Origin of the sequence: Agrilactobacillus composti DSM 18527 = JCM 14202 (assembly GCF_001436375.1) — a bacterium.
Classification (GTDB): domain Bacteria; phylum Bacillota; class Bacilli; order Lactobacillales; family Lactobacillaceae; genus Agrilactobacillus; species Agrilactobacillus composti.
This window is the reverse complement of record NZ_AZGA01000087.1, coordinates 160600-173230: the sequence shown is the minus strand read 5'-3', so window position 1 is coordinate 173230 and position 12631 is coordinate 160600. Positions and strand designations below refer to the sequence as shown.

Below are 12631 nucleotides of genomic sequence, written 5' to 3'. Positions count from 1 at the left end.
TTTTTTGTTTCAATTCAATTAAGCCATTAAGGCAGCTTTTTGGGCTTCAGATAAACTGTCATTCATCCGACCGCTCTTAAAGCCAGCTAAATCAACGGTTACAAACTTGAAGCCTAATGCTTTTAATTGAGTATCGATGGTCGCTTTTTGGGCCAACAAATCAGCCATCAATTCTGCCGGCACTTCAATACGGGCGATGGTTTCGTGGTAACGCACCCGAACTGTAGGAAAACCGGCATCTCGCAATAACTTTTCAGCCGCCATAACTTGTTGAATCTTAGCCACGGTTAAAGTGGTGTTATAAGGGAAGCGGGAAGATACTGAACAGCTGGCAACTTTATTCCAGTTGTTTAAGCCTAGCGTTTGGGCCAAGGCTCTAACGTCTGCTTTGGTAAATTCAGCAGTTTGTAAAGGGCTCTTGGCACCAGCCTCATTACGGGCCACTAACCCTGGACGGAAATCTTTCATGTCATCCATGATCATGCCATCTAAAACGGCGTCGTATCCTAATTCGGCAGCCAACGCATTCAAGCGGGCATAAAACATCTTTTTACTATAATACCAAGTTTCGGGGGTGTTGTTGGCAATGTGTTCATCTGCTAAGTAATCTAAGGTCACAGCTTTCGTCTTAGCACCCAGATCCTGAGCTAAAACCATAGCTTTATCGAATTCTTCATCGGTAAACAATTCAGAATTGGCCACCACAGCTAAAACGTGGTCAGCCCCTAAGGTTTCTAAAGCTGCTTTTAAAACTAAGGTACTGTCAATACCGCCAGAAAAAGCCACGATAACTTGGTTAAATTGTTGCAAGGATTGACGTAATACTTTTTCTTTAAGACTTACTGTTTTCATAATAAAAACTTCCTTTTAATTTTTTAAATAACCCGTTCCAATTGTTCTATTTGTTTGCGAACTTGATCCACTGGGTATAACGACATGGCATCTAGGCCCTTGAGCAATTGTAAATTGATGTTAAACGCATTTTGAATAAAGTCTGTTAATGCTTCTACCGAGTCAGCTTCAACTTGGTGGACTTGTTGTTGCAAACACGTCAATTGTTGGTTTGCTTCTTGTAAGGCATTGCCGATGGTGGCCGCATTGGTGGCAGTATAAGCCAGTTTCAGTAACAGAATGATCCGTTGTTGAATATCCTTTGTATCGATTGTCATCACCTCATTGATTAACTAATGCCGAAGAATCCGTGCATGAATAAAGCCGCGCATAGACCACCCAAAAATGGGGCAATTCCTGGAACTAAAATGCCATATTGCCAATCAGAATTGGCTTTGTTTTTAATCGGCAAGATAGCGTGGGCAATTCTTGGGCCCATATCCCGGGCTAAATTCATGGCAAACCCAGTGGTGCCCCCCATCCCCATGCCGATGGCCCAAACTAATAAACCAACGGCAATGGGCACGATACCTGGTGTTTTCACTTCACTGATGGCTAAAATAGAAGCGATAAAAACAAAAGTGGCGAAGAATTCCACAAAGAAGTTGCGGGGTAAGTTACGAATCCCCGGCGCTGTTGAGAAAATATTGCGGATCACCACGGGATCAATGTCACCTTCTGAGGCTTTAAAGTGGTCAGCGTGCATGATGTAGACGATGACTGCGCCGATGATGCCCCCTAGCACTTCGGCCAAAGATAGTGGGACAAAATGAGCCCAAGGAATATTGCCTAAGACGCATTGGGCCAGCACCATGGCTGGGTTGATGCAGACATTGCCGAAGATAAATAAGGCGATGGAAATCCCAAATCCCCAAGTGGTAATGGCAAAAATATGCCCAGATCCGCGGTATTTAGTTTCTTTTAAAACTTCGTCACAATGGACACCCACCCCAAAGACGATCATCAGGGCCGTGCCCATAAATTCCGCTAATAATTGATGTATCACGATGAAACCTCCAAATAATTATAAATTCTGATAGACAGCTTGGTAAACTTGTTGTAATGTTAAGTGTTTTGCAACGGCAATTTTTTGACAGTCCTCATACTCTGGGGTTTTCTTCGTAATATCTTGGTAACGCGCCACTTTGATGCGCACTGGTCCTAAAGACGTGGTTAACGTTTCAAAGTGCCGCCGCATAATTCGCCGCTGCCAGGTTTGCAACCGGACCCCCATGGTACTGGTATGTTTTAAAATGGTATAAATCATGGCCTCTTGATCACCAGGATCCACCAAGACATTTAGTTCAATACCGGGACGGTTCTTCTTCATTTGGATCCCTGAAAAGAACACGTCGTAAGCCCCTTGTTCTAGTAATAACGGCATCACTGGTGCCAACATTTCTGGCGTCTGGTCATCAATATTGGCACTGATCATTAAAATATCATCTTGATTGTCAGTGACGACTTTTTGGGTTAATGGCTGGCGTTTTTTTTTTCGCAAATTAAGACCCGCAAGGCATTCAATTGTTTAGTTTGGCGTTTGCCAAAGCCATAACCTATTTTTTGAATAGTCCAATCTGTCGGTACCGGTCCAAAGTCCTGAACTAAGGCCTTCACCACACCCATCCCCGTGGGCGTGATCAACTCAGTGGGCACATCCATTAATTGCCGCACCGGAATCGCGGTCCCCACCCGCATCTGCATCACAGCTGGGACAGGTACGGGCATTTTGCCATGGGCCACTTCAATGAACCCGGTGCCATCCACTAATTCTGAGGCCCGTACTTCATCGATGCCTAGCATTTCTAAGGCCACAAAAATCCCCACAATATCCACAATGGAATCCAAGGCCCCCACTTCATGGAAGTGCACTTCGTCAACTGGCATGGCGTGGACCACCGCTTCAGCCTGAGCAATATCTGCAAAAACTTGATTAGCTTGGGCCTTAACCGTGGTACTGAGCTCACTGGCGTTAATGATAGCTTCAATATCCTTTAAATGACGCACTTCACCATGATGGTGATGACCGGCAGCCTGATGGTGGTGATGCTGATCTTCAGAGTGGTCATGGTGGTGTTTGGTTTCAACAAAACCCTGGTCTTTTGTTCCCTGGTCCAGGACCACATCAAAATCGGTGCCATAAATACTGCTATGGGCAACGCGTTTTGCCGTCAGCTCAAAACCAGTGACTTTCAATTTGGCCAATTGGGCTTTAAAAGCCGCAAAATCCAGGCCCAAATCTAACAATGCTCCCAGCAACATGTCGCCGCTGATGCCGGAAAATGTATCTAAGTATAAAGTTGTCATGCCTTACCTCCTTGGCTCAAATGATTGATCATACTGGCGGAATAAGCGGCGCCAAAACCGTTATCAATATTGACCACCGTGATCCCGGAGGCACAACTATTGAGCATGGTCAGCAAAGCCGTCAAGCCTTCAAAATTCGTGCCATAGCCAATACTCGTGGGCACAGCGATCAAGGGCGTATCAATCAAGCCCCCCACCACACTGGCCAGCGCCCCTTCCATCCCAGCGATAACAATGACCACTTGGGCTTGGCGAATCTCAGTCAAATGGGCAAACAGCCGATGAATCCCCGCAACACCCACATCGTAGATACGTTGGACCCGATTGCCAAAGGCTTCCGCAGTCACAGCAGCTTCTTCAGCCACGGCCATGTCCGAAGTTCCCGCCGTCACAATGGCAATACTGGTGCTGGTAGTCGCCATGACCTGGACGTTTAAGACCACACAGCGCGCTTTAGCATAGTAGACAGCTGCCTTGATAACTTGGTGGATGGCCACAAATTTCTCAGGTGACACCCGGGTGCACAGGACATTTTGCTGATGACTTTGCAAGGAGTACATAATGTCAATAATTTGTTGGGCGGTTTTGCCTTCCCCATAAATCACTTCTGGATAACCGTTACGCTTAGTCCGAGCTAAATCCACTTTCGCGAATCCTAAATCATCCGTGGTGCCACTGGCCAAGAGGGCTTGAGCAGTGGTGGTATCTATTTTTTGATGGGCAACCGCTTCGAGGATCGCCTTTGTATCTGTTGCCATATTTAACGTCATCCTTTATTTAACAATGACCCCTAAACCGTCGGGAATGACGGTCACGTGGGCATCTTTACCTTCAAGGTCATAAGCTTTTTGTAACGCCTCATCAAATGATTTGGCCAAATCCATATGCATGCTGGTAACTAGTTCTGGATCTACTAAATCGGATACCAAAATCACATGGTGGTGTACTAAGATCCGGGCTAGAATTTGCGAAGTCCATTGATCCGGTACTGTTTCTAGGCGCGGTGTATTGATGGCTGCCTGTAAGAACTCGTCAGGATCATTCACGTCTGCAATATTATGATAAAAACCAACCCCGCCGTGGCCGTCGCGACAACCAGCCACCATGATGATGACGCCGCCTTCTTTATTCGTAGCTTCCGCAGCGGTCATCCCTTTAACGGCTTGGTAAATGTTTTGATCCAAGGGATAGCCCCCGTTGGTGGAAATGGCGATATCACAGCCTACTTTATCCACATGGGACAGGGATTCCACAAAATCGCAGCCTTTTTTATGGGCATTGACTAAGTCACCGGCAAAGGATCCGATGATTTTTTTATCTTCATCCAAGACCACATTGATGATGAACTTTAACCCAGCTGTTCTAGCGGCATAAACCATGTCTTTATGAACGGGATTGTGCATTAAATTACCGGTCCGGGAATAATGGGAATCAATAAATTCCCCGGAGTGATTAGCCATGATGGTCTTGTAAGAGGCCACCCCAGGTAAAACGGCTTTACGGCCCCCGGAAAAACCAGCGAAGAAATGGGACTCGATGAAACCTTCAGAAATCAATAAGTCGGCATTGACCGCTACTTTATTGATAATGCAATCGCCCCCGGAAGGCAATTGGCCAATTTTCACCACGGAACTGTCATCTTGGGAATCGTGCATGACGATTTCTTCGTTGTTGACAATATCTTCACCATACTTGTTGACCAGTTCTTCATGGGTCGAAGCCCGGTGAAAACCAGTGGCCACCAAAATTTGGATATGAGCATCCGGTTCAACTGAGCGGATCCGGCGTAATAAAATTGGGGTAATGATGTGGGACGGTACCGGGCGGGTATGGTCAGAACTAATAATGACGATGTTATGTTTACCCTTCACCAAGGTTTCCAGCGTGGGACTGTCAATGGGATTATCTAAAGAGTCCTCCACTGTTTGTTGTTCGGTTTTTGGATTTTGATATGTAGCAGCTTTTGACACAAGTTTGCCAGCAAAATTTTGATCAGCTATGTCAACCGTTAAGGTTTGCTGATCGTAAGGTAACTTAATCGATACCAAGTTAAAACTCCCCTTCATGATTTAATGAAAATAGTTGTGGAAAACACTTTTATATTTATACGCTTATTGCTGAAAACGAACTAGCGCATTTTAGTCCCACAAATATACGCCTGAAATGAGGTTCACAAATGTTAACATTTTCTTTGGTTTTAAGGGTATAATTAAAAACTAATTTTTGAATTACAAAAATTCAAAATATGGGAAGGAAATCTGAGTGCAATGGTCTTATCAGATATTGAATTTTTAATTAATTTTTTAGAAGAGCGTCACGTTACCACTATTAAGAAGCGGCGGCATACTTATTTGACCTATCATGGCCTGGAGGAGCGCTACACATATGTGTTAAAACACGGTATCATCAAAAATTCCATCATTTTGCAAGATGGCCGGGAGTTTAACCTGTCCTATATCACCAAACCCGATGTTATTTCATTATTACGAGATGAGATCTCAAAATTCACCGATCAACCTTTTAACGTGCGCATCGAATCTGAAGAAGCCACGTTTTATCAAATTGATCGGGTTATTTTTTGGGAATATGTGAATTCAACCCCGGAATTACAAAACTATGTCAAAAACTATTATCGTAAAAAACTATCCGAAAACATCTATCGCCTCCAGCGAATGATGATGAATGGTAAAAAAGGCGGTTTGGCCGCTTTTCTTTACAGCCTTATCGACTTATTTGGCATTCAAAATAAAGATGGTATCCTCATTGACTTTGTGGTGACTAATGAAGACATCGCCGGCTTTTGTGGTATCAGTTCCCGCAGTAGTGTGAACCGCATGCTCAGCCAGTTGCGCCAGGACCAAGTGATTGATTTTTCCGGGCATCATATCGTGATCAAAGACGTGAGTTATCTCCTGGATAACATTGCCAATTAAGGTATTTGTTATCATTTGTATACATATTTAGTCACGGCAATATCGGTATTGTCTGTTACAATTTAATGCTGAAAAGATAAATTTTTGGAGGTTACCATGCATATTCCTGATAATTATTTAAGCCCACAAACCTGTGGGGTATTACTGACAGCCATGGCGCCCATCTGGATCGTATCCCTAAAAAAAGTGAAGACGCAAATTGCCGAAAAAAAAGAAACCATCCCCCTGGTTGGTATCTGCGCGGCTTTGGCCTTTTTAGTCATGATGTTTAATGTGCCCATTCCCGGAGGAACCACAGCCCATGCGGTGGGGGGGACAATTTTAGCGATCCTCATAGGGCCCTGGGCGGCGTGTTTAGCGTTATCAGTGACGTTATTTATTCAAGCCTTTCTTTTTGGGGATGGGGGAATTTTAGCCTTTGGGGCTAACGCCTTTAATATGGCTTTTTTAATGCCCTTTATTGGTTATGGCATTTTCAAACTGGGGGCCCAATTGAAACATCCTAAAACCGGCGCTTTTGTAGGGGCTTATGTGGGTATTAACTTTGCGGCCCTCATGGCGGGCATTGAGTTGGGTATTCAACCCTTAATTGCCCATAACAGCGCCGGTCAGCCCTTGTATGCCCCCTATGGTTTGGCTATCACAATTCCAGCCATGTTATTCGCCCACTTAGTGGTGGCTGGTTGGATTGAAAGCTTATTAACGTTATTTATCTATAACTTCGTTGCCAAAAATGCGCCCCAGGAATTATATGAGCATCAAAATCAGGGCGGTTTGGTAAGAAGTTTTTGGATCTATTTATTCAGTGGCTTAGCCCTATTATCGCCGCTGGGATTATTGGCCTCCGGGGATGCTTTTGGGGAATGGGACAATCAAACCTTGCTGCGGCAACTACAAGCCAGTCATATCAGTCAACATTTGCCCAGCGGCATGGCCAAGGGTTTTCATTTTTCAGCGCTGTTTAGCGACTACACCATCAAGGGTCTACCCCTACCAGTGGGCTATATCCTAGCGGCTGTCACGGCCATTATCTTGATCCTTTTACTCACAAAAGCTTGGAGTGGTGCCCATGAACGCCTCAATTGAACTACCAAACTGGCTGCAGCAAAACCAGTCAGTCACAAACCCCAGCACTAAAAAACACGTTTATAATCCCCTTAACAAGAACTTAGGCTGGCTGCAACATTTGTTGACTCAGTTGAACGCCCCTCAAAACATTCACCAAACCCAGCAACAACCTTGGTTACAAGTGGTCAATTTAGGCATCATGATCCTACTGCTTTCTTTGGCCCAAAAGCCCTTATTAATTTGGCTCTTAGCTCTAGTATGGCTGGTACGGCTTTACCGACTATCGGCGCTACAGTTGTATCAATTTGCCAAACGTCTAGGCCAAATGAGTGTATTTTCAGTCCTATTCATTTTACCCAGTTGCTTTTTAAATTCCTGGAGCCTGGGTCTTTGGCTATTATTCAAAACAGTGTTGATCTTGGGCCAGGTGGCTTTGTTTTTGCAAGAGATCACCTGGGTGGACTTTATCAAAGCCCTACGTCAACTCCACGTACCGCCACTTTTTGTATTAGCCTTAAGTATAACCATCAAATATTGTCATATCTTAGCCACTTATTTAGTCCAAGTCTTATGGGCGATTGAATTGCGCCGGGCCACCAGCGTACCCACACCCTTTTACCAAACTGCCAAAATCATGGGGCGGCTATATTTGACCAGTAAACGCTATGTTTTAGCCGTTTATGAAGCCATGACCTTAAGGGGCTACCACGGTCAAACCACCAAGGTGGAACACTTGGCCCTGTCAAAACACGATTGGCGTATATTAGGATTAGATTTAAGTCTGATCATGATGTATTGCCTAGTCTGGAGCTACTAATGTTTAAATTAAAAAATATCTCATTTACATATGATGCCACCCAAGCCCCCAGTTTAGCTGATATCAATTTAACCATCACCCCAGGGGATTTCGTGGCACTGATGGGTCCTAATGGGTCAGGCAAGTCCACTTTGTTCAAAATTCTAACTGGCCTCTTAAAACCCCAAACGGGCACCTATTATTTTGAAGACAAGGTGGTCAATTCAACGGATCGCTGTCAAAATCACTTACATCAACGGATTGGTTTTGTCTTTCAAAATAGCGATGTCCAGCTTTTCAATGATACGGTCTTTGAAGAACTGGCTTTTGGCCCGAAGCAACAAGGTTTAGTCAGTGACGCAGTTAATCAGCGGGTAACGGATATCTTAACGCTCTTAGGCATCGAAGCACTAGCCCAGCGCGTACCCTATCAACTTTCTGGTGGGGAGCAAAAACTAGTGGCTTTGGGCAGTGTTTTAACTATGAATCCTGCCGTCATCATTCTAGATGAGCCTTATAATGGGTTATCCATGGCTTATCAAACCAAATTAACGCAACTGCTCCAATCCTTAAACGCCGCGGGTAAAACAATTTTAGTGGCCAGTCATAATTTCCAGCAAATCGCTGAATTGGCCAATCGGGTCGTGGTTTTTAATGCCCAACACCAATTAGTTTTAGACACCGCGCTAAGTGCTTTAACCGCCCCACAGGAAGCGGATTTACGCCAGCTTTGATCCAGTGACTTCAAACTTTCAATCGGATTTACCCATTGACAAATCACCGTAAATAAATTATATTTTCATTAGAATAAATTAACGATGTCATGAGAAACATTTTGAAGAGTAGAGTAAGCATCGGCCCCAGCAACAGAGACCCTGACTAGTGAAAACAGGGCTGGTTTAAGATGACGAAAATGAGCTCGGAATAGTGCTGTGCCGGTTCACGCTGGTCCAGCGGTCGCAACCGTTAACTTGCCGGAGTATCAATTGGTACTTTGAGCTGTCCTGGGCGACCAGTGACACGAACTAAGGGTGGTAACGCGATGCATTCGCCCCTTGATTGCTAAATATTGGCAGTCAAGGGGTGTTTTTTTTGACATTAAAATCTGGAGGTAAATTATATGACAGCATCAACTTTAACAACAACCAAAGCGCCATTTCGGTATGATTTAGTAGGCAGTTTATTACGCCCAGCAGCTTTAAAACAGGCCCACAGTGATTTTGAGGCCGGCAAAATTGACCAAGCCCAATTAGAAACCGTTCAACATCAGGAAATCAAGCGGGTGGTTGAAAAACAGGCTGCTTTAGGTTTCAAAGATGTGACCGACGGCGAATTCAGCCGGCGCTGGTGGCATTTGGATTTCTTATGGGGCTTAACGGGTGTCAATAAAGTCCCTAAGGGCAATCACTATGGTTTTAAGGGAGAGGCTTTGACCTCCGATGATGTCACTTTAGTTGGCAAAGTTGCTTATAACCCTGAACATCCCTTCTTCAAAGCTTTCCAATATCTAAAAAGTGTGACCCCTAAAGGTATTGTCCCGAAGCAAACCATTCCTTCGCCTTCGTTGATCATCCGGGACAACTTAGTCCACAATGTGACGGATTTTTATGACAATCGCCAAGATTATTTAGATGATTTGGCCAAGGCTTATCATGAGACGGTTTTACATTTCTATGAATTAGGCGCCCGTTATATCCAATTAGACGACACCTCTTGGGCTTACTTGATCGAACAACTAAATGACACCAAAGACAAACCGGCCGAACATGCCAAATATGAAAAATGGGGCGAAGAATTCACGACTGTCCTCCAAGCCATCTTACAAGATCTACCCCAGGACTTAACCGTCACCACCCATATTTGCCGGGGTAATTTCCATTCCACCTTCTTATTCACCGGTGGTTATGCCCCAGTCATTAAATATTTGAAACAACTGCCTTATGCTGGTTTTTTCTTGGAGTACGATAATGAACGTTCTGGGGACTTCTCACCATTGGCTGAACTCCATGCCGGCCAGCCCAATAGTCGCCTGGTTTTAGGCCTGGTTACTTCTAAAACGCCTGAACTAGAAACAGAAGCGACTTTGAAACAACGTATCCAAGAAGCTACCAAATATGTGCCTTTAGAAAACTTAGCCTTATCTACCCAATGCGGCTTTGCATCCACAGCTGAAGGTAATAAGCTGACTGAAGCCCAACAATGGGCTAAATTAACCTTGGTTAAAAAAGTGGCCACGGCTGTTTGGGGTCAAGCTTAATATAATCCACCCCTAATCCATTAAAAATAGCCAATATAAACAGGCACCTAATTTCAATTGACCTGAAATTAGGTGCCTGTTTAAAATTTTCTCACTAGAAAATTAATTTATTAAAATATGTCTGAAACGCTTGGTAACCAGTCCCATTCATAATTTTTCGCTGTTAGTGCACTTCTGATTGATTCTTTGGCCAGCGCGTCTCGGCCTTACTAGGCAGCAAAAGCAAGACTAGATACCAAATGGCCCCGATCAAAGGGACTAATTGGATAAAAATCCACCAATTACTGCGATTGGTATCGTGGAGGCGCCGCGCGGTTAGCGTAAAATTGGCTAACCAGACCACCAGTAAATAGATACCAAAGGTAATTGAGGCTCCCGTCAGCTGCAAATTGAACTTCTCAGTTCGAAGGTATTCAGTACTGCCAGTTGCGTAGGCCATTAAAATCGTGATGATGATAATGCCAAAATACGGCACCCAAAACTGCTTTCGCGTGGCACTGGCGCTAAACACAAACATTTTTGTAAAAAATTCTTTGATTGACTGCATCTATATCATTCCCCCAAATTTTGAATCAGTAGCTTGTCAGACACAGCTACTATACTAATCTTAGCACGTTGCTTAAATAGTTGTCGATTTTTAAGGATTCGCTGTTACGTTGTGCCTTGCACAGTCAGAGCACCCCCGTAAATCCACTATTCAGCGGTCAGCATCATTTTAAGGTTATTTTTCGTCTTAACCACACCCTAACTAGATATTGAGCCCTGCCCGTATCTTTTTTTAAGCGACACTGATAGACTTAATTTAGCGTAATAATATAAGGGAGGAATTTTATCAAATGTCATTCATTTTAAGTTGTGAATCCACAGCTGATCTGAGCCAGGCACACTTCGATGCCCGTCAGATCCATTATGTGCCGTTCCACTTTTCCATTGATGGTAAACAATATCTTGACGACTTGGGGCAATCCATCCCCTTTGATGAGTTTTATGCCGAAATGGCCAATGGGGCCCAGACTGAAACATCACAAGTCAACGTTGCCGAATTCATTCAATATTTCACCCGCTTCCTAGAAGCTGGCCAAGATATTTTGCACGTCTCCTTATCAAGTGGCCTGTCCGGAGTGATGAATGCGGCCATGGTGGCTAAGGAACAATTGGACGCCAAGTATCCCCAGCGCAAAATTGAAATTATCGATTCTCTGGCAGCCTCTTCAGGCTATGGGCTGCTGATGGATAAATTGGCCGATTTACGTGACGCCGGCAAATCCATTGATGCGGTTAAAAGTTGGGCTGAAGAAAATAAACTAAGCGTCCATCACTGGTTCATCTCCACGGATCTCAGCTACTATGTCCGCTTGGGCCGCTTGTCCAAAGTATCCGGCTGGTTCGGCACCCAATTTCATATCGTGCCCTTATTAGATATGGATGCCACCGGTCACTTAACCCCGAGAAAAAAATTACGGGGTAAAAAATTGGCAGAAAAAGCGCTGGTGGATCAAATGGTGGCCCATGCTGAACAAGGCACTGACTACAGTGGTAAATGCTATATTTCTCAATCAGCTTTTTATGATGATGCCAAAAATGTGGCAACCATGATCGAAGCCCGGTTTCCAAAATTAAATGGTCCCGTTGAAATCAATCACATCGGAACAACGATTGGCTCCCATACAGGTCCCGGAACGATTGCCCTGTTTTTCTGGGGTGACAAGCGCTAAATTTTAGTTTAATTGTTAGGGAGGTGTGCTATGGCACTTTCAAATTATCAAATCAAACCCATCCAACCGGCTGACTATCCGGCAATTGAGTACTTGACCCGGGAAGCTTTTTGGAATGTTTATCAGCCTGGGGCCACCGAGCATTACATTGTCCATCAATTTCAAGGCCGGCCGGAATTAATTGCTGATTTGAATCTGGGGCTGTGGGTCAATGATCAGATCATCGGTCATATTATGTATGTAAAAGCCCAAATTAATTTAGATGCCGGCCAAGTCTTACCAATTGTGACCTTTGGGCCTTTGAGTATTGCGCCTAAGTACCAACACCAAGGCTACGGTGGTATTTTACTTCAGAATTCCATGAAACGAGCCACCAACTTAGGCTACGCCGTGATCGCCATTACCGGTAATTTGGATTTTTATGGCCGGTTTGGCTTTGTGGTGGGCAGTCAGCTGGACATCCATTATGCTGCTGAACCCCGAGAGCAAGTTGTGCCTTATTTCTTGATACATGAACTTATTCCTGGCACCTTGAACGGACGCTCTGGGACTTATGAAGACCCGGTTGGCTATACGGTCGATTCCAAGGCTGTGGCCGAATTCGACCGACAATTTCCGCCTAAGCAAAAATTGAGACTACCCGGTCAACTCCAGTAGCACTGGC

15 protein-coding genes are annotated in these 12631 nt (G+C 44.5%); 7 read left to right on the top strand and 8 right to left on the bottom strand.

Translation table 11 applies throughout. The annotated features are described in order from the left end of the window. Positions 1 to 18: 18 nt before the first annotated feature. Genes larE through larA form a run of 7 tightly spaced genes read right to left on the bottom strand, consistent with a single transcriptional unit; the run spans position 19 to position 5246 of the window. Positions 19 to 852 carry an ATP-dependent sacrificial sulfur transferase LarE gene (larE, locus tag FC83_RS15105; RefSeq protein ID WP_035454362.1) on the bottom strand — a complete coding sequence of 278 codons (834 nt, stop codon included), beginning with the start codon at positions 850 to 852 and terminating at the stop codon, positions 19 to 21. A gap of 23 nt (positions 853 to 875) precedes the next feature. Next, the gene (locus tag FC83_RS15100) at positions 876 to 1169 is read right to left on the bottom strand and encodes a hypothetical protein (protein ID WP_035454359.1); all 294 of its coding nucleotides are present in this window, start codon (positions 1167 to 1169) and stop codon (positions 876 to 878) included. 11 nt (positions 1170 to 1180) lie between these two features. Beyond that, positions 1181 to 1897: a D/L-lactic acid transporter LarD gene (gene larD / locus FC83_RS15095; protein ID WP_035454357.1), complete on the bottom strand. Its 717-nt coding sequence runs from the start codon at positions 1895 to 1897 to the stop codon at positions 1181 to 1183. Between the two features lie 18 nt (positions 1898 to 1915). Further along, positions 1916 to 2392 (bottom strand): nickel pincer cofactor biosynthesis protein LarC2, encoded by a 477-nt coding sequence (gene larC2 / locus FC83_RS17570; protein ID WP_081763139.1) that lies wholly within the window; start codon positions 2390 to 2392, stop codon positions 1916 to 1918. Then, a complete protein-coding gene (larC, locus tag FC83_RS15085) occupies positions 2365 to 3198 on the bottom strand; it encodes a nickel pincer cofactor biosynthesis protein LarC (protein ID WP_035454355.1) in 834 nt (277 codons plus the stop codon). The genes larC2 and larC overlap by 28 nt, the downstream gene beginning before the upstream one ends. Next, entirely contained in the window at positions 3195 to 3956 is a 762-nt protein-coding gene (gene larB, locus FC83_RS15080; protein ID WP_057002958.1) for a nickel pincer cofactor biosynthesis protein LarB, read from the bottom strand. The genes larC and larB overlap by 4 nt, the downstream gene beginning before the upstream one ends. Before the next feature lie 15 nt (positions 3957 to 3971). Beyond that, entirely contained in the window at positions 3972 to 5246 is a 1275-nt protein-coding gene (gene larA, locus FC83_RS15075; RefSeq protein WP_057002957.1) for a nickel-dependent lactate racemase, read from the bottom strand. A 219-nt stretch (positions 5247 to 5465) separates the two neighbouring features. Between larA and FC83_RS15070 the strand changes: the two genes are divergently transcribed. From FC83_RS15070 to FC83_RS15050, 5 genes are all read left to right on the top strand, one after another. Beyond that, complete coding sequence (locus FC83_RS15070) at positions 5466 to 6131, top strand: Crp/Fnr family transcriptional regulator (RefSeq protein WP_035454352.1); 666 nt, start codon at positions 5466 to 5468, stop codon at positions 6129 to 6131. A 96-nt stretch (positions 6132 to 6227) separates the two neighbouring features. Next, the gene (gene cbiM, locus FC83_RS15065) at positions 6228 to 7217 is read left to right on the top strand and encodes a cobalt transporter CbiM (RefSeq protein WP_057002956.1); all 990 of its coding nucleotides are present in this window, start codon (positions 6228 to 6230) and stop codon (positions 7215 to 7217) included. Further along, positions 7201 to 8016: an energy-coupling factor transporter transmembrane component T family protein gene (locus FC83_RS15060; protein ID WP_057002955.1), complete on the top strand. Its 816-nt coding sequence runs from the start codon at positions 7201 to 7203 to the stop codon at positions 8014 to 8016. The genes cbiM and FC83_RS15060 overlap by 17 nt, the downstream gene beginning before the upstream one ends. Next, the gene (locus FC83_RS15055) at positions 8016 to 8729 is read left to right on the top strand and encodes an energy-coupling factor ABC transporter ATP-binding protein (RefSeq protein WP_035454343.1); all 714 of its coding nucleotides are present in this window, start codon (positions 8016 to 8018) and stop codon (positions 8727 to 8729) included. The genes FC83_RS15060 and FC83_RS15055 overlap by 1 nt, the downstream gene beginning before the upstream one ends. Positions 8730 to 9115: 386 nt before the next feature. After that, positions 9116 to 10252 (top strand): vitamin B12 independent methionine synthase, encoded by a 1137-nt coding sequence (locus FC83_RS15050; protein WP_057002954.1) that lies wholly within the window; start codon positions 9116 to 9118, stop codon positions 10250 to 10252. Positions 10253 to 10415: 163 nt separating this feature from the next. Here FC83_RS15050 and FC83_RS15045 read toward each other — a convergent pair whose 3' ends face one another. Further along, complete coding sequence (locus tag FC83_RS15045; RefSeq protein ID WP_035454341.1) at positions 10416 to 10799, bottom strand: DUF805 domain-containing protein; 384 nt, start codon at positions 10797 to 10799, stop codon at positions 10416 to 10418. Positions 10800 to 11088: 289 nt separating this feature from the next. On the opposite strand from FC83_RS15045, the gene FC83_RS15040 reads away from it, so the two are divergent. Both FC83_RS15040 and FC83_RS15035 read left to right on the top strand, forming a co-directional pair. Beyond that, on the top strand, positions 11089 to 11967 hold the full coding sequence (locus tag FC83_RS15040) for a DegV family protein (RefSeq protein WP_035454339.1): 879 nt from the start codon (positions 11089 to 11091) through the stop codon (positions 11965 to 11967). 30 nt (positions 11968 to 11997) lie between these two features. Beyond that, positions 11998 to 12624, top strand: a complete 627-nt coding sequence (locus tag FC83_RS15035; RefSeq protein WP_035454337.1) for a GNAT family N-acetyltransferase — start codon at positions 11998 to 12000, stop codon at positions 12622 to 12624. Positions 12625 to 12631: the final 7 nt, after the last annotated feature.

Bases quoted from the DNA above. Each gene is read 5' to 3' on its own strand.
- larE (WP_035454362.1), bottom strand. From the start codon at position 852: ATGAAAACAGTAAGTCTTAAAGAAAAAGTATTACGTCAATCCTTGCAA.
- FC83_RS15100 (WP_035454359.1), bottom strand. From the start codon at position 1,169: ATGACAATCGATACAAAGGATATTCAACAACGGATCATTCTGTTACTG.
- larC (WP_035454355.1), bottom strand. From the start codon at position 3,198: ATGACAACTTTATACTTAGATACATTTTCCGGCATCAGCGGCGACATG.
- larB (WP_057002958.1), bottom strand. From the start codon at position 3,956: ATGGCAACAGATACAAAGGCGATCCTCGAAGCGGTTGCCCATCAAAAA.
- FC83_RS15070 (WP_035454352.1), top strand. From the start codon at position 5,466: ATGGTCTTATCAGATATTGAATTTTTAATTAATTTTTTAGAAGAGCGT.
- cbiM (WP_057002956.1), top strand. From the start codon at position 6,228: ATGCATATTCCTGATAATTATTTAAGCCCACAAACCTGTGGGGTATTA.
- FC83_RS15060 (WP_057002955.1), top strand. From the start codon at position 7,201: ATGAACGCCTCAATTGAACTACCAAACTGGCTGCAGCAAAACCAGTCA.
- FC83_RS15055 (WP_035454343.1), top strand. From the start codon at position 8,016: ATGTTTAAATTAAAAAATATCTCATTTACATATGATGCCACCCAAGCC.
- FC83_RS15050 (WP_057002954.1), top strand. From the start codon at position 9,116: ATGACAGCATCAACTTTAACAACAACCAAAGCGCCATTTCGGTATGAT.
- FC83_RS15045 (WP_035454341.1), bottom strand. From the start codon at position 10,799: ATGCAGTCAATCAAAGAATTTTTTACAAAAATGTTTGTGTTTAGCGCC.
- FC83_RS15040 (WP_035454339.1), top strand. From the start codon at position 11,089: ATGTCATTCATTTTAAGTTGTGAATCCACAGCTGATCTGAGCCAGGCA.
- FC83_RS15035 (WP_035454337.1), top strand. From the start codon at position 11,998: ATGGCACTTTCAAATTATCAAATCAAACCCATCCAACCGGCTGACTAT.